Source organism: Phormidium yuhuli AB48 (assembly GCF_023983615.1).
Taxonomy (GTDB): domain Bacteria; phylum Cyanobacteriota; class Cyanobacteriia; order Cyanobacteriales; family Geitlerinemataceae; genus Sodalinema; species Sodalinema yuhuli.
The window spans coordinates 3,600,446-3,627,429 of the sequence record NZ_CP098611.1; the positions used below are offsets into that span (position 1 = coordinate 3,600,446).

Below are 26,984 nucleotides of genomic sequence, written 5' to 3' on the forward strand. Positions count from 1 at the left end.
TGAGAAGGGGGAGCTGGCATAGCCCTGGAGTGGATATACGGACAAACTAGGACAATCACATGAATTGTTCTGGTGGTCTATTTTCGAGTTCCCCCTTCGATTTTGGTTTTAGAAAACCTCCTATGGATAGTCTCTCGCAACTGCAAGACTTCGGATATCGTGTGACTGAGATTTTGCATCGCAGTCCCAACTCAATTATCTATCGTGCCGAAAGCATAGGCAGCGAGGTAAACGGGCATCCAGTAGCCATCAAACTCTCTAACTCGGCCTACCCAAGCGTTGCTCAATTGGCTAAATTGCGTAATCAATACGCCCTAGCGCGGGAACTACAGGGAGATGGCATTATCCGTCCTCTGGCACTAAAAACCTTTGAGCGAGGGCATTTCCTAGTTCTCGAATACCTAGAGGGCATCTCCCTAGCCGACTACTGTCAGGGTCGCCCCCTGCCCTTGGAGCAATTCTTCGACATGAGTGGTCAAATTGTTCACATCCTAGGAGCGATCCACGACCAAGCAGTCATTCATAAAGATATTAAACCCTCCAACCTAATTTTAGAGAAGGACAGCGGCCGAATTTACATGGCCGACTTTAGTATTGCCTCACGCTTGCCCCGTGAAAGTCAACGATTACAACATTTCGGCTGTTTAGAGGGAACCCTCGCCTATCTTTCCCCCGAACAAACCGGGCGCATGAATCGTAGCATTGACTATCGCAGTGACTTCTATTCCTTGGGGGTCAGCTTCTTTGAATTACTCACCGGACAACTGCCCTTCCTTGAACAGGAGACGGCTGAATTGGTCTATGCTCATCTCGCCCGTACCCCACCGCCTCTGCGATCGCTCCGGCCCGAGTTACCCGAAGCCTTAGAGGCTATTGTCAGTAAGCTAATGGCCAAAAACCCCGAAGATCGCTATCAAAGTGCCGGGGGCCTGCGGCGAGATCTGCAATACTGTCAAACGTGCTGGCAGGAGCATCCCCAAGAGCCGATTCAATTCACCATTGCTAGATCCGATTGGAGCGATCGCTTCGTCATTCCCGAAGTTCTCTATGGCCGTGAGGCAGAGGTGCAAACCCTCCTGGATGCCTTTTACCATGCCAGTCAGGGGAGCCCCTGCCTAATTCTTGTGGCCGGATATTCGGGGATTGGCAAAACCTCCCTCGTCCAAGAAGTGCAGCGTCCGATTGTCGAAAAAAACGGCTATTTCATTCATGGCAAATTTGACCTGCTGCAAGGAAACAGTCCCTTGAGTGGCTTTGTGCAAGCCTTTCGGGAACTGGTGGAGCAAGTGGCCGCCGCTGGAGCTGAGGAATTAGCCGCCTGGCGATCGCGCCTTCGGGAAAGTTTAGGCGATCGCGGCGGGATTCTCCTAGAGACGGTTCCTGAACTGGTGGATCTCATCGGCGAGATGCCTCCCGAACCGGACTTATCCGCCATGGAACGAGACAATCGCTTTAACTTAGCCTTTGGGGACTTTGTGCGTGGGGCCGTTGCCGGAGAACGCCCCCTGGTGTTGTTTCTCGATGACCTGCAATGGGCCGACTCTGCCTCTTTGAACCTCCTAGAACGACTCTTAGCGGAATCTCAAAACGCTCCCCTCCTCACCATTGGCACCTATCGAGATAACGAAGTCGGCCCCGGCCATCCCCTACTCCTCTCCCTAGGCAAAATTGCCAAGACTAGCCGCATTGAAACCCTAACCCTCGGACCCCTCCAGCGGGACGATGTCTGTCGTTTAACCGCCCTAACCCTCCATCGCGATCACAGCGATAGCCAACCCCTAGCCGATCTCCTCTATGACAACAGTCAGGGAAATCCCTTCTTCGTCAACCAACTCCTGAAAACCCTCTACGAGGGAGGGGCGATCGCCTTTAACCCAGAGACCGGAACCTGGGCCTATAATCTAGATTCAGCCCGCACCCTGGCCCTCACCGATGATGTGGTGCAACTGCTCAGGCAAAAACTGCAACAACTCCCACCTCCCTGTCAAACCCTGCTCCAAATTGCCGCCTGTATCGGTAACCAATTCGACCTCAAAACCCTCGCTACCGTCGCCCAACAATCCCCCAGTGAAATTGCCCACCAACTCTGGTTGGCCTTGGAAGCTGAACTGATTCTTCCCGCTAACGAAGCCAGCAAATTCTATCAAGGAGCCGGCAATTGTGATGAGGCGATTGCCCAACAAGCCGTTTATCTCTTTCGCCACGATCGCATCCAACAGGCGGCCCATAGCTCCATTCCCCCGGCCCAACGACCCCCCCTACATCATCAAATCGCGCGGCTGTTAGTCCAGGCCAGCCCCAATCCTGAGACGAGCGATCGCCTCTTTGATATCGTCCATCACTACAACCAGGCCGGAGACTGTCTCCAAGACGACAACGACGAACGCCTCCAAGTCATCCAACTTAACCTCAGTGCCGCCCGCCGCGCCCAAGCCACTACCGCCCATGCTGCCGCCTTAAGCTACAGTCAAACCGCCCTCACCCTCTTAACCCCTCAGCAACCCTGGAGCGGACCCCAATCCCCCCATCTCGATCAACTCGACCTGAGCCTACATCAACTCGCTGCCGAGAGTGCCTTTGCCCTGGGGGACTATGAAACCGCCGAACAGCTCATCAAAAAGTGGATTGAGCCGGACAAGGACCTCCTCGATACCATTCCTCTCTACGAAGTCTGGATTCAAATCCATATCGCTCGTAACGACTTCCCCGCTGCCATTCACACTGGCGTCAGCCTCTTACAACAATTAGGACTCCCCATTGCCGAAGACCCCGATGAGCAAGCCACCGAGCAGGTTTTAAAGGAGATTCTCAGGCAAATGCAGGGCAAGGATGTCAGCGCCCTCATTCACCTACCCCAGGTCGAAGATCCCTACGAACTCGCCAGTCGTCGCATCGCCTTGCGGATTGGCGCCTCCGCCTACATTGCCCGCCCTAATCTCTATATCCTCCTCAACCTAACACTGCTACAACAGATCCTCAACGTCGGAGTCTGTAGTGCCAGTTCCTATATCTTTGCCGTCTTTGGTCTCTTTTGTTGTGGTCTTTGGGGAGACCATGCTCGGGGCGATGAGGCCAAAGATGCTGCCCTGGCTATGATTGAGCGTTTTCAAGCCCGGGAGTTGGTCGCCAAAGTGGATTTGATGGTAGAAGGCTTTATCCGACATTGGCAAGCGCCCCTGGTTGAGACTCTCCCCGGATTGTTGCGGGGTTGTCAAGCGGGTATAGACAGCGGCGATTTCGAGTTCGCCAGTTATTGTATTAACCATTACTGTATTCAGAGCCTGTTGACGGGCCGTTCCCTGGATGAGGTGGTGCGGGACTTCCAACAGTACCGCCCGGTCATGATCAGACTCAAGCAGGAAGCTAGTCTGAACTATCATGCTATGGGCCACCAAGTCCTGGAGAACCTGATGACGGAGTCCGAGTCGCCTCTGGAACTGGTGGGGGATCTCTATGATGAGCGACAATCACTTTCCCGCTATCAAAAAACCGGTGAGCGATCACTCATTTTCTATCTATTCCTGCAAAAACTCTATTTAGCCTGTCTCTTTGATGACATGGACGCGGCTCTCGCCTATTGGCAAGAGGCTCGTCCCTACCTCAACAGTGCGATCGCCACCTATCAGTTTTCCCTTTGGTTCGTCTATGGAAGTCTGGCCAATTTTGATGCCAGTCGTCGCCGGGGAGACCCCCCACAAAGCTGTCCCTATTGGTCTGAGGCCATAACCCTCAAAACCGAAGTCGAACGCTTTGCCCAGGCTTGTCCCGCCAATCATGGAGCGCATCTGAGCCTCCTAGAGGCAGAACAGGCCCGAGTCCTGGGACAGGATTTAGAGGCGATGGACGCCTACGATCGCGCCATTGAACAAGCTCAGCAATCCGGCGTTCTCTATCTCGAAGCTCTGGCCAACGAACGAGCCGCCGGCTTCTATCGTCAACGACGGCGTTATAAAATTGCCCGCAGCTACATCACCGATGCCTATTATGGCTATGCCCGTTGGGGCGCTATGGCCAAAGTTCATCAATTGGAACGAGTGTATCCGCAAGAGTTGGCTAGCTTGGGTCAAACACCAACCAATCTGAAGCATCTGACAACCACCAGCCCCTATCAGTCCCATCAAACCTATGGTCGTCATACCACTCTCAGTCCTTCCCACTCGATTGATTTCTCGGCTCTGATTGAAGCCTCTCAAGCCGTTTCCAGTGCCATTGACCTAGAAGACTTGCTCACCCAGTTAATGGCGGCGGTGGTGGAAAATGCTGGGGCAGAAACGGCAACCCTCCTCTGGCGAGAAGAGGGGGATTGGCACTCGGTGGCTCGCTATCAGATGGGGGGGCATTGTGAGACAACCCCTCGTCCGTTGACATCGGAAGATCCAATTCCCCAACTCTGGTTAGAGAAGATTCTGCGCTTGGGCGAGCCGATTGTGGTAACGGATGCCCGTTGTGAGTCAGTGTTTGCAACCGATGAGCGTTTTATGGACTCCTCTTCGTCCCAGGGGCCGCCTCCTCAGTCAGTGTTACTGCTGCCTCTGTGCGATCGCACCCAGATGGTAGGAGCGTTGTATTTGGAAAATTCCTTGGTGGCCGGGGTCTTTACGGGCGATCGCGTACAAATTTTACAAACCTTGGGCGCTCAAGCCACCATTTCCTTGGAAAATGCCCGCCTCTATCGTCAGGCCCAAGAGTATGCCCAACAACTCGAAGGCTCATTACAGGATTTGAAAAATCTTCAGTTACAACTGATTCAAAATGAGAAAATGTCAGCCCTGGGGAATCTTGTAGCGGGGGTTGCCCATGAAATCAATAACCCCATCGGCTGTATTTCCGCCAATCTGCAACCGGCACGAGACTATCTTGACGATATTATGGGCTTGTTGCGCCTCTATCAGGACTGCTACCCCAATCCTGACCCCCGGATTGAAGAGGAAATCGAGGCCATCGAACTCGATTATATCCAGGAGGACTTTTGCAGTCTCCTGGCCTCAATGGAAACTAGCGTCAGGCGCATTGTTGGCATCAGCCGCAGTTTACGCACCTTCTCCCGCAATGATGGCACCGCTCCCAGTCTCTTTGACCTGCGTGACGGCCTCGATAGTACTCTCTTGATTCTTAAACATCGCCTCAAGGCCAATGATTCTCGGCCGGCTATTGAGGTTGAGACAGACTATGAAAAAGACTTGCCCCTGATTGAATGCTTCCCGAGTCAGTTAAATCAGGTGTTTATGAATCTGATTGCCAATGCCATTGATGCCCTGGATGAAACGAATCGCGATCGCAGTTATGGAGACATTCAACAACAGCCCAATCGGATTCAAGTCAGAGCCTGGGCCCTCGGGGATGAGTGGCTGCAAGTTGCAATTGAGGATAACGGCTGTGGGATGTCTGAAACGGTGCAGAAGCAAGCCTTTGAACATCTGTTTACCACCAAGCCGGTCGGGGAGGGGACGGGGTTAGGCCTGTCAATTGTGCAGCAAATTCTCCAGACTCATCAGGCTACAATAACAGTGCGATCGCAGGTGGGACAAGGGACGACCTTTGAGATCACCTTTCCCCGCCGGCAAGAGGCTAAACTAGACCCATGAGTCTGACGGAACCTCCTTGTCTTAGGAATTGAGCATCATGCGGTTTAACATCAATGGTCTATCCCTTCTGATTGCCTTGGCCCTGGCGGGGTTGTGGGTGTTGGTATGGATTAAACCCACCGCCATCGGGTAGGCCCTCGGGGCTGAAATGGACCGAGGGCGCTACAATCAAAGAGCAAGAGCCGTTGAGTCATACCACGGCTCAAAATCATTGTCATGTTGACCCAGTCCCCCAGTTCCCTGGGGAGGCTCGGTGAGGAAGGGATGCTATTTTGGATGAGTTAAGAACAGCCCTAGAACTAGCCAGCGAGGATGAACTTCAGGGGTTAACCGACCTGTTATTTCGCCCTCGCTTCAATCCCCTTGATTATATGAAACCCGTAGACCCCTTAGAGCTACAAAGTCGCGATCGCCAAGGTTGGATTGATGCCCTCGAAGACCGCTTCCGCTTCTTGGCGGCCGATGGCATGACGGTCCTACGAGGGCAAAGTCAGGAAATTTCCTACCGCAGCGTCCTCATTCAAGTGTGTCACTATCTGCGCATTCCCTATTCCCAATCCCTCTCCACCACGGATTTAGAAGCGGAGATTTTTCTCCATCTCATGGGCCGGGCCTGGGATAAACTGCCGGCGGCTGAGCAAGAAGCCTTGATGATTCGGGTTCAGAAGTCCTTAGCTAAAAGTGATCTACCCCAACCGTTACCCCTTCATGTGCAACGAGATCCCATGGGTTGGTTACTCAAAGGGGGAAGTGCGATCGCCGTTAATTCCGTCTTGCGGCCCCTATTGCTCAATCAACTGGCCCGACAATTTGCCCTGGAGTTTGCCCGCCACCAACTCGCCCAGGAAACCCTTAAAGGTAGCGCTGCCGCTGCGGCTAAGGTGAAAGGCTATGTGGGGGTGCAAATGGCTCGGCGGGGGATGGCCAGCGCTACCGCCCGCTACACCGCCACTCGTTCCGTGTTTGCCTTTGTGGGGCCGGCTTTATGGGCTTGGTTCTTTGCTGATATCTGTTGGCGAGCTGTGGCCACTAACTATGCTCGCATTATCCCAACCGTCTTTGCCCTGGCCCAAATCCGCCTGACACGCCTAGAAACCTGCGAAATAGCCTACGGTTAACCCCTGGCGGCGGGTTCTCCGGCATGATAGGAACTACGGACCAGCGGGCCCGAGCGCACATGGGTAAACCCCATCTCATGGGCGATCTGGCCCAGGCGCTCAAAGGCTTCCGGGGGCCAATACTGCCGGACGGGGAGATGGTCTAGGGAGGGACGCATATATTGTCCCAGAGTTAGGCGATCGCAACCCACAGCCCGTAAATCAGCCATGGCTTCAATCAGTTCTGCCTCCTCTTCCCCATGACCTAACATTAAGCCCGACTTCGTGGGCAGGTTGGGATTAATCTGTTTAACATGGTGCAACACCGCCAGAGAGCGATCGTATTTCGCCCCCCGACGCACGGGCCCCTGTAAGCGACGTACCGTTTCCAAATTATGGTTGAAACAAGCCGGTTCAGCAGCCACAACTTGCCCAATCCGCTCTTGTTGTAGGCGCTCAGGCGTAGCTCCTCCGTCTCGTCCCCCCCAGAAGTCGGGGGTGAGGACTTCAATTTGGGTTTCAGGGCAACGTTCTCGAATCGCGGCCATGGTTTTGACAAAGCAACCGGCCCCCCCATCCCCTAAATCATCCCGGGCCACCGAGGTTAAGACTACATAGCGCAATCGCAGCACCTCAACGGCGTCAGCCACCTTCCGGGGTTCCTGGGGGTCTAAAGCCATAGGTGCATGGCCCTTGTCCACCTGGCAGAAACCACAAGCACGAGTACAGGTGGGGCCCATGAGTAAAAATGTGGCTGTTCCTTGGCCGTAACATTCACCCCGATTGGGACAGCGGCCTTCCTCACAAATTGTATGAATCTGTCGCTGTTTAATGACCCGCTGCACCCGAGACACCTCGCTAGCTTGGCCTAAAGGACGACGCAGCCAGGGGGGAAGCCGTGTCAGTTCGGGGCGCAGTTGGGTGCGGGAATCTAAATGAGCCATCGTTCTCCGTCATCAATAGCCAGCCAACCGGGCTGCTACAAAAAACCGTGGGCGATCGCCCTCCTCGGCAATCTTCCTCATTGTGGCATCGACCCCGAGTTTGCGCCACCTGATAGACTGTATCCGGTGGGGTACACTAGAAAGCATCTATCCCTTAGCCTATCCCTTCGCGCACCGCTCAAGGAGTCAGTCGTGGCCAGTCATAAAATTTTAGTCATTGATGACAGTCGTGTCATCCAGAAAACTGTTAAAAGTATGTTGCCTCCCGGGAACTTCGATGTGGTCGAAGCCAAGGACGGCGAGGAAGGTTTGAATAAGATTCACTCCGATAAGCCCAGCCTGATTATGTTGGACTTCCTGCTGCCGAAACGAAGTGGCTGGGAAGTCTTTCAGGAAATTCAGGCCGACGCCAATCTTCGCAAAATCCCCCTGTTGGTGATGTCCGGACGTAAGGAGGAGGTCACGGAGAAAATTTCTGAGCCTTTTGAGTTTTTCGAGTTCATCGAGAAACCCTTTGAGAAGAAACAGCTTCTCGGGGCTATTAAGGCGGCGATGGCTAAATCTAAGAAGCCTCGGGCCGCCGCCGCCGCTGCCCCCGCTGCTGCCCCCGCTGCTGCCGCGTCTGGGGCAGGTAATGAGGTTGCTGCCTTACAGGCTAAGGTTGCCAGCTTGGAGAAAGAAGTGGCAGGCTTGAAAAAACAGGTCTCCCAGATTCTGGCCTTCATCAAGCAGAAATTGAAATAGGCATCCGCCTCACCGACCCCACTTCACAGCTGGCTCGACAACGGCTCATCTCACCAGTTGTCTCGCTTGTTGTGCCAACCCATCTAGCCTTAAAGACGGCCCGAAAGCCGGGACAAGACGAAGGTTGAGGCTTCGGGACGGACTCCTGCTGGCGATTCAGGGAAATTAATTCTGAACGGTCTCAGTCTGTGTTAGACTATCTTGTGTTAGGATGGTTAGCCCATCCATAGTCTAACGCCGGGATGTAGCGCAGCTTGGTAGCGCACTTCGTTCGGGACGAAGGGGCCGCTGGTTCGAATCCAGTCATCCCGATTGTTAGGGGAAAGTGGTGTTATACTGCTTTTCCCTCTCTGTGTATAAAAGTTTACCTGAAAGGCTCGTTGGCTAGATGGATGCTTCTCAGTTTTGGGAACCCTAGCTGTAAGAGGCAGTCAGGTTGGCTAGCATCAGATAAGAGTCAGGACGGGAGATTAACACCTGTAGTGACTCCCCCAGTCTCTTACCCGGTTGGGAACTGTGCTAGAACTGCGTCTCCTACCTGAGAGAGAGAGAACTCCGTTAAACCGCTTTTTTCAGCCACTCTGCGGAAGAAATCGGTATAAATTCGGACATGACTGGATCATGTCACTGATATTAGCAACGGGTTTAAACATCGCTGGAATACTAGACAGTTTGTTCCAAAACCTTGGGACTCGATAGAGGCTTCAAGGGTGAAAAAATGCTGTGGTCTAATTGGAATTTGGCAGAACAGCCTCTACCGAAAGACTGAACCTTGACATCAGTGGGGATCGCAGCAATCAGGGGAGCTTTGCAGAAAAACCTCTCTGGGATGCGATCGCTCTAGAGTGCGATCAAGATCACAGCCGACGGGTTATATCGATCGCAGAGTGACCTGTCAATCTATTGCATAGTAAGAATGTCCGAGTAAAGGACTCATTTAGGATCATGAAATTTAACAAACTCGCAAACCTGATTCGCTTTTTACAAGATGATTTGTCGGTTCCCTCCAACTCCATCGATTTAGCCCTGCGCCATGGTGAGAACGCTCCCAATGCCTTCCCCATGGTCTTGTGGCAATATGGACTGATCAATCTCGAACAACTTGATCGCATTTTTGACTGGCTAGAAACAGCCTAAGCCACTCGGTGTTTCAATCAATCGGTTCTTTTACCTGTCGTTATCTCGGCTCATTCCCGGTCGTCAGCGTCCCGTTCGATTAAAAAACTGTTTTCAGCACGTAAAAAATGCCATACTCTAGCGTCAGAAGCCGCCCCACTTGAGGCGGCTTTCTGGATCTGAGCCTAACTCCCCCAGGCATCCCTAAAGTCCCAGAATCATCACCACCAAGAGCAGAAAAATCGCGCCATGACTTAAGCCATGAGCCAATAACACGGTGCGATCCTGGTCAACTCGGATCTGATAGCGAACCAATCGCTGGGTTTTAGCCCGTTGAAACTGCTCGTCTAAGTCTTGACTCTCAAAGGGAAAAATCGTCAGACGCTGCAACCAATAGAGCACCTGAGTTTTAAGAAAAAAGCCGCTAAAAAAGAGAATAATCGTCACCACAGCCAACACCGGCTCAATCCCATCCCGGCCAGGACGACTGACAAAACGGCCCGTAAAGACATAGGCCATCACCTGAATCACCCAGGGATGAGACCCCAACACCTCAACCATGACGAAGAAGCTCAGCCATCCCAAAGCCACAGAGAGTAAATCAAGGGCCAGGGCATATTGCACGCTCATCCGTCGGCTCACCGCCAGGTAGCGGTGAAACACCGTTGACTCGATCGCCACGGCCACCAACAGTAGTAAAATCTGAGAGGCGATCGCCCTCAACGGCAACACCATCATCTCAGCCAACCTCCCGAACCGCGTCCCACAGGCTCATGGTAACCTCTTAAGGCTGTGCCATGACGGCCACAGACTTGATTTTGACCCGCACCCTTTTCCAATTGACCCACTATGAAACTGGTTTGCACCCAAGGGGAACTCAACACCCACCTCTCCCTCGCTATCCATGCTGTTCCCTCCCGTCCAACGCATCCGGTTTTAGCCAATGTCCGCCTCACCGCTGATGCTCAACAGCAACAGATTCAACTCACCGGCTTTGACCTCAGCCTCGGGATTCGCACCAGTTTCCCGGCCCAAGTCGAGGCCAGTGGTGACGTTGCCCTACCCGCCAAACTCCTCAATGACATTGTCTCCCGACTCCCCGAGGGCGACCTAACCCTTGAACACCAGGAGGACAGTTATCAAACTACCCTCACCTCCGTCTCAGGAACCTATAAAGTCCAGGGAATGAGTGTGGAGGAATTTCCTGAACTACCCGCCATTGAAGACGGCAAAGTCATCCAACTCGGCAGCGAGTCACTGCTTGAAGGGTTACGGGGAACCCTGTTCGCCACCAGTTCCGACGAAACCAAACAAGTCCTTACCGGCGTTCACCTGGCGGTTCGGGCCGATGGCATTGAATTTGCGGCTACGGACGGTCATCGTCTGGCGGTGGTGGAAGCCCTTAATGATGGGGATAGCCCCGCCATCAATGTCGGCGATGATGAAGTCTTTGAAGTCACCGTTCCCGCCCAGGCCCTACGGGAATTAGAGCGAACCATTGGCAAACGGGCTACCCCCACCCCTTTAACCCTCTCCGTTGATGAAGGACAAGCGGTGTTTGAGTTGGCCGACCGTCGCCTCACCAGTCGCACCCTAGAGGGAGCCTATCCCGCCTATCGCCAACTGATTCCCCGGGAGTTTGAGAATCAAGCCAATCTTGACCGTCGCGCCCTCCTCAGCGCCCTAGAACGGATTGCTGTCATTGCTGACCGCAAAAATAACATCGTCAAGTTTAGTTTTGATAGCAGCGGCCAACAGGTCACCTTGGGCGTGGATGCGGCCGATGTAGGCAGTGGGACGGAATGTTTGCCCGCCCAAATTTCCGGTGAGAGTCTGGACATTGCCTTCAATGTTAAGTATGTGATGGAATCCCTGCGGAATCTCCAATCCACAGAAATCCAACTTCAGTTAAACACCGCCACTTCCCCCGTGATTCTTACGCCTCTCGGGGGAACCAAGATGATTCACTTGGTGATGCCAGTTCAGATTCGCGAGTAGGGCAAGAACCCCCCAATATCTCTAGGACATTGGGGGGTTTTGTCGTTTTAGGGGATTCAGCCGGACACCGTTTCTAGGAGTTGCCATTGCTGGCTCTCAATAACGGCTGCTTTCACGGACTCGAACATGATCTGACAGTGGTTATTCACTTGCAGGGGGAGTTCTTCGTTTTTTACCACGAAATTCAGCCGTACTTCTGGTCTGTCATCAAGGGGCACATCAATGAGAACATCAACTGTGACCAGTTTGGAAAAGGAAACTCGTCCTGGAGTTTCCCGAGCCATAAAATAATCTTCCGTTTGATAGATTGGCTCGAAGTCGCACGCTTGCAGAAGCTCAGGCAGGATCTGCCTGACATGCTCGACTGGAGCGGCTACAACGAAAATAGCAGTGTAGCGAGCCATAAGAAACTGAGAAGCACGACATTGAGTTTCAGCTTACCACACCCGCAAGCGAAGGGGGGGTTTCCCTGAAAGAGAAAACCGAGCTGCCACTGGGCCGCCCGGTTGGGGAAGACATCGGGGGATTAGTCGGGGTTGGATTCAGGATGACTCTTACGAATCTTCTCTGCGTCTGGACAATCCTCGGCGATTAGGGGGTCAAATCCCCCTTTGGGAACACTGGCGAGTTTATGGCTGACGGCACCGATGCTGTCAAGGCGCACAAGTTCTTCCCAGGCACAGATTTCATCCTCTTCATCCGATTCGTAGCGGATGGTGACGAGATCCCCCTCGATATCGAGAATTTGGGCGCGATCAATCCAGCGTTGTTGATCTCGTAGGAAGACACAGACTTCACGACCTTCACAGCAGAATTGATAGAGCTTGCGATGTAGCATTCAGAGTTTGGGAAAGACGTAGGCTTTCCGGACTATTCTAACGCGATCGCACTCTCTCGTCGATGAAATCTGGCTAAGGGTTTAGGGGCGATCGCCCCCTTCCGCTCCCGGGTCGTACCAATCCTGGTTAAGATGAAATCAGACCGGTTTGAAATTGGTTTGTCTAGTCAGATTGAATAGGACGTAAAAAATGCAAAAAGAACGATGTCCTGGGTATCGCTTTTTTTGTCCATGTACCGTCCTATTTAAATTGTCTGTTATTCCTAGTTCTTCGCCATTACCTGATGAGTGCCAACCCCGTGAATGCTTCCGTCTTCGCCGATGAACGTCTGTTATTTGAGCCGGTTGCGGCCCATGGCAACGCCTTAGAGGTCATTTTTGCCTTTCCCAATACCTACAGTGTGGGTATTACCAGCCTTGGCTATCAGGTGGTTTGGGCCACGTTGGCCATGCGTGAGGATATCTCAGTCAGTCGTCTCTTTATGGATGTTAGGGAACCCCTGCCGGAGGGAGCCGATCTATTGGGATTTTCTCTCTCCTGGGAACTCGATTATGTGAATATCCTCAGTGTGTTGGAGTCGTTACAGATTCCCATCCGCTCCCAGTGGCGTGACGATCGCCATCCCCTGGTGTTTGGCGGCGGCCCGGTATTGACGGCTAATCCTGAACCTTTTGCCAATTTCTTTGATGTGATTCTGCTCGGGGATGGGGAAGATTTGATTCCCAACTTCCTCAATGCCTGTCAGGAGGTACGGGGGGCCTCACGGGGGGAGCAGTTGCGACGTTTGGCTCAGGTTCCGGGGGTGTATATTCCTAGTTTATATGAGGTGTGCTATCAGAGTCCTGAGGGGGCGATCGCCTCAATTACCCCCATCGAGGCTGAGGTTCCCCCTCAGGTGCAGAAACAAACCTATCGCGGTAATACTCTTTCAACCTCGTCAGTGGTGACGCCACAAGCGGCTTGGGAGAATATCTATATGGTGGAAGTGGTGCGCAGTTGTCCGGAAATGTGCCGCTTCTGTTTGGCCAGTTATCTAACGCTTCCCTTCCGCATCGCCAGTTTAGAGGAGTCTCTGATTCCCGCTATTGAACGGGGGATTCAGGTGAGCGATCGCCTGGGGTTATTGGGAGCCTCGATTACCCAACATCCCGAGTTTGAGGCGGTATTAGACTATCTGGATCAAGACTGCTACGAGGACTTACGGCTGAGCATTGCCTCGGTGCGAACCAATACGGTCACCCCCAAGTTAGCCCAGATTTTGACCAAGCGAGGCACAAAATCTATCACCATCGCCGTAGAAACGGGATCAGAACGGTTGCGGCGGGTGATTAATAAGAAGTTAGAGAATCCTGAGATTGTCGCGGCGGCGCAACAGGCCAAGGCGGGAGGCTTGAAGGGGGTTAAACTCTATGGCATGGTGGGCATCCCTGGCGAGACGGAGGAGGATGTCAGCGCCACTATCGGCATGATGAGCGAGTTAAAACGAGAGGTTCCCGGATTACGGCTCACCCTCGGCTGTAGTACCTTTGTCCCTAAGGCTCATACTCCCTTTCAAGGCTATGGGGTGAATCCCCAGGCCAAGAAACGGTTAAAGCAGTTAGAGAAGGCCTTGCGATCGCAGGGGATGGACTTCCGCCCAGAAAGTTATAATTGGTCTGTGATTCAGACCTTAATTGCCCGGGGCGATCGTCGTCTCTCACACCTGTTAGAATTGGTACGAGACTACGGCGACACGGTCGGAAGTTACAAACGAGCCTTTAAACAGCTACGCGGACAACTCCCTCCCCTCGATTACTATGTACATGAAAATTACGAGGGCGATCGCATCCTCCCCTGGTCCCATCTCCGAGGTCCCCTGCCCCCAGAAACCCTCGCCAAACACCTCACCGACGCCCAAAACGCCATGAGTGAAACCTCCCACGTCCCGACTGCCTAAGCGATGCGTTCCGGCCGGTTTGACGTGATGGGCCGAGGTCAAAACCCTCACCGATGCCGGAACACATCCTACCGCTCCCCCCCTCTTGCCTTTTGCCTTTTGCCTCTTGCCTTTTGCCTTTTGCCTCTTGCCTTTTGCCTTTTGCCTAAAAAAAAGAAAGAGGGCTAACCGCCACCGCCTTCTATCCCTGTTAGCGGTTAGCGATTACGCCCTCCTGTAAACCTTGCGTAAATCTACACAGAGTATAACACCTTTTTTTTGATTTGTCAGTAAAATCACCGAAAACATGACCTGGACTAGGTCTTAGGCATTTTGGAGCCCATCAAGGCCCAGTTTTCGAAAACGCGGGGAAGGCGAATCACAAAACAGCTTCCTTGTCCGGGGACTGAGTGACAGGAAAGCTGTCCCTGGTGATTCTGGGTAATAATCTGATAGCTCGTTGACAGTCCCATCCCAGTTCCCGAACCAATGGGTTTAGTGGTAAAGAAGGGATTAAAAATTTTCTCCTGAATTTGGGGGGTCATACCAATGCCATTATCTTGAATCTGGATCGAGATGATCTCCGCCTCCAAACGAGTGATCAGGGTGAGCTGGCCCTGATAGGGCAATCCCTCCGAGTCCACCTGAACCCGCTGTTGCTCCTCAATGGCATCAATAGCGTTGATGAGTAGATTCATAAACACTTGATTGAGTAAGCCGCTGTAGCAGGCAACCTTCGGTAAGTCGCCATAGTCTTTAATCACGTCAATTTCTGGTGTTCCTCCCCGGCCATTGAGGCGATTTTGCAGAATGAGTAAGGTGCTATCTAGGTTTTCGTGCAGATTCACCTCCTTGAAATCTGCCTCATCCAAGCGGGAGAAGGTTCGCAAGGACTTGACGATATCGCGGATACGCTCTGCACCCACTTTCATCGAGGCGAGTGTTTTCGGCAAATCCTCCATCAGGAAGTCTAACTCGATCGCCTTCATACAACGGGCTATGTCCGGTTCAGAGGTGCCATAGAGCCGTTTATACTCTCCGAGCAGTCGCTGCAAATCCCCAACGTATTCTGCGACATGGGTTAAATTGCCATAAATGAAGCTCACCGGATTATTGATTTCATGGGCCACCCCACCCACCAACTGGCCTAAACTAGACATCTTTTCCGCTTGGATTAACTGCACTTGCGTCTCTTGCAGTTCCTGATAAGCGGCTTCCAGAGCCTCGGTTTTTTGTCGTGATTCCTCATAGAGTTGAGCCTGTTGGATGGCGATCGCCACCTGAGCGGCGATCTCGTGCAGGAGTTCTATCTCATGAGTCTCCCAAGGGCGATCGCCATCGACTCTCCCCATCTCAAAGCCGCCAATTTGCCCGGAAGCTGTATGAACTGGCAAGGCTAAATAGAGATGGATTCCAGATTGATGACAAAAATCTTGTAACGGAATATCCTGACAATCCTCAACATCCAAACAGTAAATTTGGTCTGCCAGAATATGCTCAAACAAAATGGGAAAATCATTCCAACTATAAAATCCTAGCCAACTGGGAATCTCAGCGATTCTCTGTTCCTTAACCACTTCCCAGGTAGGGGGCAACTCCAGGTCTTTGTACCAGCCAAAGGTACAAATATCTACATTCACCTCAGCCGTTATTGCCCTAACCGCATTTTGCAAAATCTTATCTAAATCGAGAGAATTGCGAATTTCATCACTGATTGTACTGAGAAGATGAGCGCGGCTAACCAACGCTTGCAACGCCGCTTCCGTTTCCAAACGTTCTGTAATATCCCGAGCTGCCGCATAAATCAACTCCCCATGAGGTCTAGCAATCCATTCAATCGAATGATAATTTCCTTGTTTATCGCGATAGCGGTTGACAAAGCGATTGATAATAGTCTGACTATCCAAATCGGCGATCGCCGCCATGGTTGATTCTAAATCATCAGGATGAACCAAATCTAAAAATGACTTGCCTTCCAAATCTTGTAACTGATATCCTAACGTAGTTTCCCAAGCCCGATTGAGACGACGGAACTTACTATCAACACCCGCAATACAGAGGAGATCCAATCCCACTGTAAAAAAGCGTTCCGACTCCAACTCGGCAGTTTTACGCTCCGTGATATCCATCATAGTCCCGAACATCCGTAATACCTCACCATGCTGAGACTCTAGTTGAATGCGACTGTTGAGATAGCGCGTTTGACCATCCTCTAAGATAATGGCATGATCAAAGTTCTGAGGGATGCCCGTAGCCGCCTCAGCCATCCGCTGACTAAAATAGTCCCGGTCATCTGGGTGGATTTTTTGCAGATATTCAGAAAAAGTCGGTTCAGGCTCCTCAGGATTAAGACCAAAAATGCGAAAAACCTCCGCCGACCAGTTCATTTTTTCAGTGAGCAGATTAAAAGACCAGTGACCAATATGAGCCACCTCCTGGGCTTGCCGCAACGTGTCCGTCAACTCAGCTAACACGGCTTCATTGGCTTTGCGCTCAGAAATATCACGAAACAAGCCCATCAATCGGACTGGATTCCCCGCTTCATCTCGTTCAATCATCTTCCCCCGAGAGAGAATCCATTTATAGCTTCCATCCCCACAGCGTAAACGATGCTCACTTTCATAGAGCTGGGTTTGCCCTGACAGATAGCGATTCATCTCCTCATAGGCGCGAACTCGGTCATCGGGATGGAGGCGACTATCCCAATCCTGCTGAGTATGGGTTAAGTCTTCCAGGCGACAGCCTAGGAGTTTCGGCCATTCCTGAGAATAGGTCACCGTATTGGCCTGTAGATCCCACTCCCAAGTTCCCTCACCCACAGCTTCGAGGACAAAGTCCAACCGGGCTTTACTCTCTTGCAGCGCTAATTGGGCCTGCTTACTATCATCAATATAACTGGCAATTCCCAGACATTGGCTGACCTCAGTTCCAGGCTCTTGTAGATGTGCTAAGTTGGCGCGATGCCAGTAATACTGACCATCCCGATGTAAAACACGGTACTCTAGCCCTGATACGGACTCACGATTGAGTACCCGCTGCAAGCTACTCAGACAACGATCTAAGTCTTCTGGGTGAACGAAGTGGTTAAAGGGCTGACGGTAGAAGGCCGTTAGCTCATAGCCCATGACTGTTTTGAACGTGGGACTGACGTAGCTGAAGCTACCATCAGGGTCAAGGATAAAGACCATATCATTGATGGTTTCGATGACATGGCGAAATTTATTTTCACTCGACTGTAGGGCTAGTTGGCTAACTTTTTGACTGGTGATATCCCGGATATAGCCATACCAACTAATACGACCATTGGCTTCAGGTTGGGGCATCGCTTGCCCCAATAACCAGAATTGACGACCGTTAGGGTGATTCACCCGATATTCGCAAGACCATAAGCTCAGTTGGGCGGCGGAGTCCTGGATGGATTGATAGACTCGTTCGAGGTCATCAGGATGGAGGACATCAAATACAGCACGACAATCCCGTTCAACCTCCCTAGGGCTAACGCCATAAATGTCTCGAACGGCCTCACTGGTATAAGGAAAAGACATGGTTCCATCGGGGTCAAGACAGAACTGATAGATAATCCCGGGAACATGACAGGCAATCCGTTCTAGCCGCTCGTCAGCTCCTGGAGCCTCTGATACTGGCTGAGGTGGAGATTCTGGGGTGATATCTCGCAGGATCGATAAATGGACATGAGGTAGTAAGTGGGCTGTGGCGGTATAGTCTACCTCTCGGACTTCTCCATCGAGGCGAATCAGGGAAAACTGCCCTTGTTCTTGGCCCCTATCCAGGAAATCTTGCCAAGCCTGCTCAACGTCAAACTCGATGGCAGAAAAGTCCTGGATACAGCGACCAATGATTTGCTCACGCTCTAGCCCGAAGAGTTGACAGGCTGCTGGGTTGGCATCTAAATAGTGACCGCTATCATCTGCCAGGAGCATGGCATCAAGGGACGCATTGAACAAAGCCTGGAACGCGCGATCGCCCTCGGAAGAAATGTTTACTCTCATAGCTGCCTCTCTGGTCTGCTGAGTCGGCAGCAACTCGACATCACAGGTAATCCGGTCGTAAAATATCACAGATATCTCCCTGGCAACGTGAACCCCATTTTAACTTGCCCCTGAATTTAATCTATCATTCAACACTGGGCAATGTCTTCATTTGTAATCTAGGTTTTAGCTTTTTTTAAGGTTTGTTCATTCAGGCTTGCTTGGTTGCCATTAAACCTTGGAATGATGTGCTGGTGAGAATCTCAGAGTCATCCACTCAATCAATATTACTAGATTATGACGACTAGACTCATCACTGTCGGCAGTTGTTCGGGCAAAAACTAAACAGAAACTTTATAAACTTGTGGGACAATCCGTGAGTATTCCTAACCCTTAATCCGTGTTGATGCGCAAGTAAAATCCGTACAAATACTTAAGCACGATGTGAAAGACCTCGGTTAGTTAAAAAGCCTGTGAGAGCACTTCTGCTGGCCGGAACTTCCCGACGTCGAGAGATGGTGGTATTCTTGAGTCAGTTGATAAATTTGTGCGGCTGTGCTATGAACCAACTTAAATTTCTGATTATTGCCATTCCGGGGCTGGTGGGCAGCTTTATGGTGATTGACTTTGTGCAATATCTCTACAAGTCCTTCAACCCCCATGCTAAACCGGGTCAACAGGCTCATGCCCTCGTTCTTGAGGCGGTGAATCTCTGTCAGCGGCTCATGGAAGCGGAGCGTCAAGCCTTCCAAGCTTATCTCAAGTCCCCTGATGTCAACAGTCTTAACGCCTGGAAAGAGCGCACTGTGCAACTGCGGGAACTCTATGCTAAGGCAGATTTGCGCTATAAACGCCGGATTGAGAAGTTTGCTTAGGGGATAGGGAAGAGGGAACAGGGAACAGGGAACAGGGAACAGGGGGCAAGAGGCAGTAGGGGGGAGTTCATCTCCCTGTTTTCCTCCGTGTCCTCTGTGACTCTGTGGTTCTCTATTGCCTGCTCCTCCTCCCTGTTCGACTCCCTAGAGTTTCCGTTCCAATCGTAGCGGTGCGCGATCGGGGAGCTGCTCGATCGCCGCCGTCAAGTCAATCCAGGAGCGTAACTGATTTAGGGAGAAGGTGCGACTCATGACCACGTAAATTGAGGTTTGGTCCCAGCCAATCCCGGCCGACACCACATCCCGCCAGGAACTCCCGGTAATTTCATCCGTGACCACCCATTGCCCATTTTCCCAACTAAATTGCCGCTTCAGTTGATAGGGAGCTGGTTTCTTGCCGGTGATTAACATCCCTTGCAAGATGCGTCGAATCAGGTTGGGGAAGAAACGCCCGAAGCTCAGCATCACCACTCGCAAGACTATGAGCTTGAAGGGGGTCATCTGTTGCTGTTTGGCCCAGCCGAGATTGCCCATGACCGTCATCTCATGCACCTCGATATCGGTGTCATAGTCCCCCACCAGATGCCCCACGGCATTTTTAAGTTTGCGTCCAGACTTGACAGTTAAGGAGATTTGTGTATCTGAGGCGACCAGTTGACCGTCTCGGAAGAGCTTGAAGGTTCCCCCCTTATTCAGGGCGATGTACAGTTCTACGGTGGCTTCTTGGGGTTTCTTGGCATCAATGGGGAGCGCGTCCGGGTCTGAGCCTTCGGGGAGGGGTGGCAGACTGGTGCGACGGTCAATGAGGATTTGGGCTTCTTCGAGGTAGGTACGGCCGACGCGGCGGGGGGGGAGGGGAGGGCGATCGCCGACAAAATCCCGCCAGGCTAGGAGATAATTCCAGGTATGATGGCCCACAATATGGTCATCGGCGTAACAGGGACCGAGTCCGTTGGCTAGTCCTTGTAGGAAGCGATCATTAATACTCAAGGCTGAGGGCATCCATTGGCCCACCAGTTCAAAGCCGTGGGGGAAGAAGTTATAGGTGTTGCGGCTCCCATATTCCCCGGCAAAGGTTCCGTCGGGATGGACGAACTGGCCCGCTAACTGCACCGCTCGGGTGAGGGCTTCTCGTAGTCGCTCGTCGGGCTGCGATCGCACCTGTTGCAAACGAGCCAAACACCAAATGGTCAGGGTATGATAGCCTGGGTCACAGCCTTCATACTCTTTAAACCAACCTTCTTCACTTTGCCAGTCCAAAACCCGCTCTAAGCGTCGTGATTTGGCTCGGGCCCATTTCGAGGGTTGTTGCAGTAGGCCTGAAGCGAGTTCTAAACAGAGGACAATTAGGGCCTGGTGATTGGTGAGTTGGCCGCTCTCGTTGTGATGAGAGAGCCAATCGGCCCGTTTTTCAAAGAATTTGAGAACCTTGTAATTGTCCAGTTGCAAGAGTTTATAGCTTTCTAACCCGGCCAAGAGCGAGAAAGCGGTGGCCCCTCCGGCTCGTTCAAAGGGAAAGTAGTCATCGCAGGAGCCATCTCTGTGGGCGCTGGTTAACATATAGATTAAGGCCGCTTCCCCCCATTCTCTGAGGATGGGTTTTTGGTAGTAGGGGTTATCGGGAATGTCCAGGGAGTAGGCTAAGGCTAGGGGATAGACGAACTCCTGAGACATCCCACTGGGGAAGTCGATGATTTTATAGTGCCAGAAGTTGCGGTCAAAACAGCCGTAGGTGGGGCTATGGGGGTTGCGATCGAGCTGCGTGAGGATTTTCGGGAGTTGGGCCAGGGCCTGTTGGGCGAAGTGCTCTCTCATGAGGAATTAGGGGCAATAGAGACGATTTGCTGTTATCTTCCCATAGGGACGGATGTTGGGAGATGTTCGCGATCGCCCCGGCCGGCTAGCGTCGATGCCGACGGAACCAGATTAGCCCTTGAGCGGCCCACCCGAACAGCACCGCCGAAGCGATACTCAGCAAGACGGCGATCGCGAAGGGATGCCAAGTCTCCCCCCCCTGGGTTTGCCCGGGAAGGGTCATTGGTTTTTCAAAGATTAAGGGAGAGGTGGAGGCAACGATCGCCCCGGCGGCAATTCCTACGCCAACGGTTTGGATTTGTCGTTCTAGGCTGCGATCGCGTTCGGCTTGGTCGATTTCTACTAATCCCCGAATCGTGTTAATTGCCGTATCTAACAGCCGTTCCCCTTGTTGAAGATACACCCAATTGGCGCTAATTTGTCCCTGAAATATACCAAACATTTCCTTAGCCTGATGTCGCCACTCTGTTAAATCCGCTTGACTTTTGACCTCCATTCGTGTTAGGGTATTAAAATAGTTTTTGCCGTTAATGGCGAGGGTATTCTCGAAAGTAGCTAAACTCCGCATTTGCTGGGAATAGCGCAACGATAAATCCAACAAATTCTTGATATCCTGTTTTAAGGTCCCTAACTCCCTCTCCGACAAATCCGGAGGGACGGTGGTGGCAATATTCGGCGGAAACCTGCGAATGGTGTCCTCAATGGTGTCAATCTCCTGATTCGCCTTTTGATATTCCTGGCGACTATCGAGATAATTTTGGCAAATCTTGCGTTCATAACAAAATAACTCCGGCAACAACCATTGAACAGCATTGAGTTTCTCTTTACTCTCCTCTGAAAAAATCAGCAAAATCAGAATCTGTCCGTAAGAGTGACGACGATTCACATCCTGATACTCATAGAGAAATCCCCCTAAAAACTCCCGACAGGTTAAGAAAGGCGGGGCGGTTTTTCGGGAATCTAATCCTAACAGATGTTGTAAGAGTTCATCGGCTAAGGGTTTACCCTTCTCCAGACTGTCTGGGGGAGAGTCAATAAAACCACTCAACAGCAGGGTGGTTCCCCAAGCGGCCTGTTTGAGATGAGTTTGTAGGGGTTCATCTAGGCGTGACGAGGTTCCGGCAAAAAATGACTCTGGGGGTCTTAATTCGGCAATATCGCAGAAATTTACCCCATCTTGTCCCAGTTTTTGGGGATGGAAGAGGTGTAATAAAAAACTATAGCTATCATTGATATATTGCGGGTAGAAAAAACCGCGATACTTGGGGGGCAAATTAACTCGTTGAATGCCGATTTTTCCCGGATTATCGATGAGTTTAAAAAACGGATTGACCTCTTTTAGCTCTTCAACGTCTGCCCGAAATACAAAATTGCCAAGCAAGTCAACGATATCCGTCTCAAGAATCAGTTTCCACAACTCTATCCTCACCTGACACCACCAGAGGAACAGGTGACTGTTTTGAATTCCGTTCAGTAATGTATCGAGAATCAATAAAGGGGAGAAACTATAGGGTTTTAACTGTTGAAAGAGCAAATTTTGCAACAACCCATAATCTGCCAACAACTGCACATAATAGGCAATCATTGACCTCAAGTTAATGTGAGTGTCGGGGGTATTTAGGTTTGTGGTTTTGAGCAGGCTAACGTGATAGGTAAATAAACGAACTTCTGGGGCATAAATTACCTTGTCTCTTATCATGATTTCTGCTCATGTTGGGTTTGAGCCTGGTTAATTGTTTCCTCCACAAATCGAAGTGAGAAGTTTGTGAGTCTTAGGATTTGCTGTTCTGTTTCGTCATCAACTGGGTCTTTATCCTCATCAATGGCATCACCTCGGACGGGTTGGAGTGCTTGGAGGATTTCACGATATTGGTGGGTTTTACACCATTTTGCGATCGCGCGTGCTATGGTTTTAATATCATCATTCCCTGAGGCGAGACTGGCTTGCAGGTCTTTTAACGTTTCCCAAGCCTGGGGGGAAACTTTGGTACTGTTGGGCTTTTTACTTTCTCGATACAGAAGTAGTAAGAAATCCCGCACAATCCGTTCATTTTCAGATAGTGGCATCCCAGTTAAACCTCATCATGACTCAACTCTCCCCATTATAAACCCGTTGCCGTAAACGCAGACCAATAACAAGCCTCGGCAAACGGGGGGTCATTAAATAAAATCAAACGGTCTTCCACTTCTTCCACTTCCTCCGGGGTCGCCTTCTGCTCATGTTTTAGCCAGTGGAGAATATCATCACAAGATACCCCCCGCAACCAAGTTTGAGCCGCTTGCAACGCCACGGCCACCGAGGGATAATCCGGTAAAATTTGATAGAGGCGCAGCGTCACCAGAGTCGCCGCCAGTTCATCCACATTCCAGAGACTGGCGACCACCGTTCGCGCTCCGGCGTAGAAAAACGCACTGGATAATCCCACATAATCATCGGTGTGGGAGGTTTCCACCAAGCCAGTTTTGCAAGCCGACAGCACCAGCAGGCGACAGAGGGGAATATTAAGACGGTTGAAAATATCCAGAAAGGTCAGCTTTTCCTGATTCGCCAGTCTCAGATAGGCGTTGAGGGGGTTGTTTTCGTCAAATTCACCGTGACAGCCAAAGTGGACGGCGTGACTCTGTTCCAGGAAGGTTTGGGTCTGGGGTTGGCTTAAATTCTCCTGGGTAGCTTTGTCGCGACGCAAGACTTGATGGGGGCTGAATTGGCGCAATAATAGTTCCACCTCCCACTCGGCATAGTTCAGGTCTTCCGTCGGGTTTTGAATGGCGAAAAAGGGGATGGTTTCCCGGTTGAGGGGGGGACGCTGCTGGAGGGTGTTGAGAATTTGACAACTGGGGGCATATTGCACCGGGAACCAGTCTTGTAGGGGGTTTTCGGCATTCCCAGAAGGGGAGGGGAGAGAGACGGGGAGCGCGTGGAGGGGGATGAGGTGCAGTTCCCGGTGGGGAATCAGGATAAGCTGTTTAATCTGGGATAAGTCACCCAGAAGGCGGGGGAGTTGCAAGGCGGCGCTGAGGGTTTCCAGGTGTTGGGGGAGTTGGTCATTCCAGGTGGGTTGTCCGTAGTCGCTGCGGTAGTCGCTGATGGCTTGGTCGAGGTGTTGGCGGTCCTCGGCGTTGAAGGGGTGGGGGGTAATCTGGATTTGCTCGTTTTGGCGGGTGACGAGGAAGGCGTAAAACCCGGAGTCGGCTTCGGTGGGGAGATACCACTCGATGAGGGCGGTTTGAGGGGGGAGGAGGCGGCGCAAGTCCGGGAGTTGAGGGGGGACTTGTTGGGTGAGGGTAAAGTTGGGGTCGTCGAGTTCCGTGAGCAAGTCTTGGAATTGCTGGTTAGCGGCTTCGAGTTGTTGGCGGATGAGGGTTTCGGGTGAGGGTTGGTTGGGGTGCTTCTCGGTGGTGGGGGTGAGGGTGTCCCTGGAGGGGTAGGCGAGTTGTTGTTGGTACATGGCGATTTGACGGCGCAAGTCGCTGATGCGTTGTTTTTGTGCGTCGGTGGCGTTTTTGGGGTAGAGGTGGGCGCTGTCGAGGAGTTCGATGAGGGTGCGGGATTTACTGCGTTCGACGGTGAGCAAGGCTTGGGCGTAGTCTTGGTGGTTGATGCAGGCTTGCACCATTTTTTGATAGATATTGAGGGAGTTGGCGATGAGTTCCCGTTTGGTGGCTTCGGAGGTGGCCCAGTAGCGGCTTTGTTCGATGGCTAGGATGGCTTGGTTGTAGCCTTCGATGGCGATTTCCCAGTTTTTGAGGTTGTAGCCGAGGTCGCCGAGGTTGCGTCCGGTGGTCAGGCATTCAAAGGGTAAAGAGGAGGGTGTATAAACTTCTAGGGCTGCTTTGTAGGAGGCGATCGCGGTGGCGGTTTGACCTTGTTGCTGGTAGGCAAATCCCAAGTTATTTTGCGACCTTGCCCAATCTTCGGGAAAGGCACTGCGCGTACAGACGGATAAAGCCGCTTCGTAGCAGTGAATGGCCCGCTCCAGGTTATCGGCTCGCTCTCCCCCTATGCGGGTTTGGTAGGCATTTGCCAAATTAGTTTGCGATCTGGCCCATTCATAAGGAAAGGCGCTGCGGGTATAGACGGATAAAGCCGCTTCGGAGTAACGAATCGCCTGCTCCAGGTTATCGGCTCGCTCTCCTCGGATGCGGTTCGAGTATACAAGTCCCAAGTTATTTTGAGTCATTGCCCATTTTTCGGGATAGGCACTGCGGCTATACACTTCTAAGGTGGCTTGGCAGTAACGAATCGCCTGCTCCAGGTTATCGGCTCGCTCTCCCCGGATGCGGTTCGAGTATACAAGTCCCAAGTTATTTTGCGTCATGGCCCAATCTTCGGGAAAGGCGATGCGGGTATAGACGGATAAAGCCGCTTCGGAGTAACGAATCGCCTGCTCCAGGTTATCGGCTCGCTCTCCTCGGATGCGGGTTTGGTAGACACCTGCCAAGTTATTTTGCGTCATGGCCCAATCTTCGGGAAAGGCGGTGCGGGTGAGGACGTCTAAGGCGGCTTCGTAGGTAGAGATCGCCCGCTCCAGGTTATCGGCTCGCTCTCCTCGGATGCGGTTCCAGTAGGCAATTGCCAGGTTATTTTGCGACTTGGCCCATTGTTCGGGATAGGCGGTGCGGGTATAGACGGATAATGCGACTTCGTAGCAGCCAATCGCCCGCTCCAGGTTATCGGCTCGCTCTCCTCGGATGCGGTTCCAGTAGGTAATTGCCAGGTTATTTTGTGACATTGCCCATTGTTCGGGATAGGCACTGGGAGTATAGACAGATAATGCCGCTTCGTGGGCAGAGATCGCCCGTTCCAGGTTATCGGCTCGCTCTCCTCGGATGCGGTTACGGTAGGCTTCTCCCAAGTTATTTTGCGTTTCTGCCCAATTTTCGGGATAGGCACTACGGGTTCTGACTTTTAATGCCGCTTCGTAGGCAGAGATCGCCCGTTCCAGGTTATCAGATCGCTCTCCCCGGATGCGGTTACTGTAGGCATTTGCCAAGTTATTTTCCGTTTCTGCCCATTGTTCGGGATAGGCGCTACGGGTTCTGACTTCTAATGCCGCTTCGGAGCAACGAATTGCCCGTTCCAGGTTATCGGCTCGCTCTCCCCGAATGCGGATACGGTAGGCTTCTCCCAAGTTATTTTGCGTCAATGCCCAATTTTCGGGAAAGGCGCTGCGGGTATAGACGGATAATGCCGCTTCGTAGGCAGAGATCGCCCGTTCCAGGTTATCAGATCGCTCTCCCCGGATGCGGGTTTGGTAGGCAATTGCCAGGTTATTTTGTGACATTGCCCAATTTTCGGGAAAGGCGCTGCGGGTATAGACGGATAATGCCGCTTCGGAGGAGCGAATCGCCTGCTCCAGGTTATCGGCTCGCTCTCCCCGGATGCGGTCAGAGTAGGCAGCCGCCAAGTTATTTTGAGTCCTTGCCCAATCTTCGGGAAAGGCGGTGCGGGTGAGGACGTCTAAGGCGGCTTCGTAGCGGCGAATCGACTCCTCGATATTGTCCGCTCGCTCTCCCCGGATGCGGCTCCAGTAGGCAACCGCCAAGTTATTTTGAGTCATTGCCCAATCTTCGGGAAAGGCGGTGCGGGTGAGGACGTCTAAGGCGGCTTCGTAGCGGCGAATCGACTCCTCGATATTGTCCGCTCGCTCTCCCCGGATGCGGTTACGGTAGGCAATCGCCAAGCCAATTTGAGTCATTGCCCAATCTTCGGGAAAGGCGGTGCGGGTGTAGACTTCTAATGCGGCTTGTAAGGCAGCGATCACAATTTCCAGATTATTGGCTCGACTGCCTAATGGGAACCCCCAAATATCAATGGCAAAATTATTAAGATTTCGGGCTAGGTCTTGATTTTTCTCAATATCATCGGGGTCAAGTTGGGAGTGAAACCATTGGCTGATGGTTTCGGCAAAATCGAGGTCGAGTTGGTCTTGGTATTTTTCCAGAATAGGATAGACAACTTGAGGGTCGCTGCCACTATCGATTTCGGCTTCCAGGATTTCTAACCAAATGTCTAAATATTCATTCATGGGATATCGCCTCAACGATCGCATGGGAGGTTTTGGGA

General features: G+C 52.0%; 16 protein-coding genes and 1 tRNA gene. 8 read left to right on the plus strand and 9 right to left on the minus strand.

What is annotated here, in order from left to right:
- Positions 1-122 precede the first annotated feature (122 nt).
- Positions 123-5,585, plus strand: a complete 5,463-nt coding sequence (locus NEA10_RS15425) for a trifunctional serine/threonine-protein kinase/ATP-binding protein/sensor histidine kinase (protein WP_252662145.1) — start codon at positions 123-125, stop codon at positions 5,583-5,585.
- Positions 5,586-5,857: 272 nt separating this feature from the next.
- Positions 5,858-6,703, plus strand: coding sequence for a YaaW family protein (locus tag NEA10_RS15430; protein ID WP_252662147.1), 846 nt, complete (start codon positions 5,858-5,860; stop codon positions 6,701-6,703).
- On the opposite strand, the gene lipA is transcribed toward NEA10_RS15430, so the two are convergent.
- Positions 6,700-7,626, minus strand: coding sequence for a lipoyl synthase (gene lipA, locus NEA10_RS15435; RefSeq protein WP_252662149.1), 927 nt, complete (start codon positions 7,624-7,626; stop codon positions 6,700-6,702). The genes NEA10_RS15430 and lipA overlap by 4 nt on opposite strands.
- Before the next feature lie 192 nt (positions 7,627-7,818).
- On the opposite strand from lipA, the gene NEA10_RS15440 reads away from it, so the two are divergent.
- The 3 genes from NEA10_RS15440 (at position 7,819) to NEA10_RS15450 (ending at position 9,507) form a co-directional block, all read left to right on the plus strand.
- Positions 7,819-8,370, plus strand: a complete 552-nt coding sequence (locus tag NEA10_RS15440) for a response regulator (protein ID WP_252665375.1) — start codon at positions 7,819-7,821, stop codon at positions 8,368-8,370.
- A 238-nt stretch (positions 8,371-8,608) separates the two neighbouring features.
- A tRNA-Pro gene (locus tag NEA10_RS15445) sits at positions 8,609-8,682 on the plus strand.
- A gap of 633 nt (positions 8,683-9,315) precedes the next feature.
- The gene (locus NEA10_RS15450) at positions 9,316-9,507 is read left to right on the plus strand and encodes a DUF2949 domain-containing protein (protein WP_252662151.1); all 192 of its coding nucleotides are present in this window, start codon (positions 9,316-9,318) and stop codon (positions 9,505-9,507) included.
- A 183-nt stretch (positions 9,508-9,690) separates the two neighbouring features.
- On the opposite strand, the gene fraC is transcribed toward NEA10_RS15450, so the two are convergent.
- On the minus strand, positions 9,691-10,224 hold the full coding sequence (fraC, locus tag NEA10_RS15455) for a filament integrity protein FraC (RefSeq protein ID WP_252662152.1): 534 nt from the start codon (positions 10,222-10,224) through the stop codon (positions 9,691-9,693).
- Positions 10,225-10,335: 111 nt separating this feature from the next.
- Between fraC and dnaN the strand changes: the two genes are divergently transcribed.
- Positions 10,336-11,484, plus strand: a complete 1,149-nt coding sequence (gene dnaN / locus NEA10_RS15460; RefSeq protein ID WP_252662162.1) for a DNA polymerase III subunit beta — start codon at positions 10,336-10,338, stop codon at positions 11,482-11,484.
- Between the two features lie 56 nt (positions 11,485-11,540).
- Here dnaN and NEA10_RS15465 read toward each other — a convergent pair whose 3' ends face one another.
- A complete protein-coding gene (locus NEA10_RS15465; protein ID WP_252662164.1) occupies positions 11,541-11,888 on the minus strand; it encodes a hypothetical protein in 348 nt (115 codons plus the stop codon).
- A gap of 122 nt (positions 11,889-12,010) precedes the next feature.
- On the minus strand, positions 12,011-12,322 hold the full coding sequence (locus tag NEA10_RS15470; RefSeq protein WP_252662166.1) for a DUF6679 family protein: 312 nt from the start codon (positions 12,320-12,322) through the stop codon (positions 12,011-12,013).
- 284 nt (positions 12,323-12,606) lie between these two features.
- Between NEA10_RS15470 and NEA10_RS15475 the strand changes: the two genes are divergently transcribed.
- A complete protein-coding gene (locus NEA10_RS15475; RefSeq protein WP_252662168.1) occupies positions 12,607-14,259 on the plus strand; it encodes a B12-binding domain-containing radical SAM protein in 1,653 nt (550 codons plus the stop codon).
- Between the two features lie 296 nt (positions 14,260-14,555).
- Here the strand turns inward: NEA10_RS15475 and NEA10_RS15480 are convergent, their stop codons facing one another.
- Positions 14,556-18,248, minus strand: a complete 3,693-nt coding sequence (locus tag NEA10_RS15480; protein WP_252662177.1) for a PAS domain-containing protein — start codon at positions 18,246-18,248, stop codon at positions 14,556-14,558.
- Between the two features lie 539 nt (positions 18,249-18,787).
- On the opposite strand from NEA10_RS15480, the gene NEA10_RS15485 reads away from it, so the two are divergent.
- Complete coding sequence (locus tag NEA10_RS15485) at positions 18,788-19,102, plus strand: hypothetical protein (protein ID WP_252662179.1); 315 nt, start codon at positions 18,788-18,790, stop codon at positions 19,100-19,102.
- Positions 19,103-19,246: 144 nt separating this feature from the next.
- Here the strand turns inward: NEA10_RS15485 and NEA10_RS15490 are convergent, their stop codons facing one another.
- From NEA10_RS15490 to NEA10_RS15505, 4 genes are all read right to left on the minus strand, one after another.
- Positions 19,247-20,917, minus strand: a complete 1,671-nt coding sequence (locus NEA10_RS15490) for a hypothetical protein (RefSeq protein ID WP_252662181.1) — start codon at positions 20,915-20,917, stop codon at positions 19,247-19,249.
- Between the two features lie 85 nt (positions 20,918-21,002).
- Positions 21,003-22,616: a hypothetical protein gene (locus NEA10_RS15495; protein WP_252662184.1), complete on the minus strand. Its 1,614-nt coding sequence runs from the start codon at positions 22,614-22,616 to the stop codon at positions 21,003-21,005.
- Positions 22,613-22,984 (minus strand): hypothetical protein, encoded by a 372-nt coding sequence (locus NEA10_RS15500; protein WP_252662186.1) that lies wholly within the window; start codon positions 22,982-22,984, stop codon positions 22,613-22,615. The genes NEA10_RS15495 and NEA10_RS15500 overlap by 4 nt, the downstream gene beginning before the upstream one ends.
- Before the next feature lie 35 nt (positions 22,985-23,019).
- The gene (locus NEA10_RS15505) at positions 23,020-26,946 is read right to left on the minus strand and encodes a CHAT domain-containing protein (protein WP_252662188.1); all 3,927 of its coding nucleotides are present in this window, start codon (positions 26,944-26,946) and stop codon (positions 23,020-23,022) included.
- Positions 26,947-26,984 lie beyond the last annotated feature (38 nt).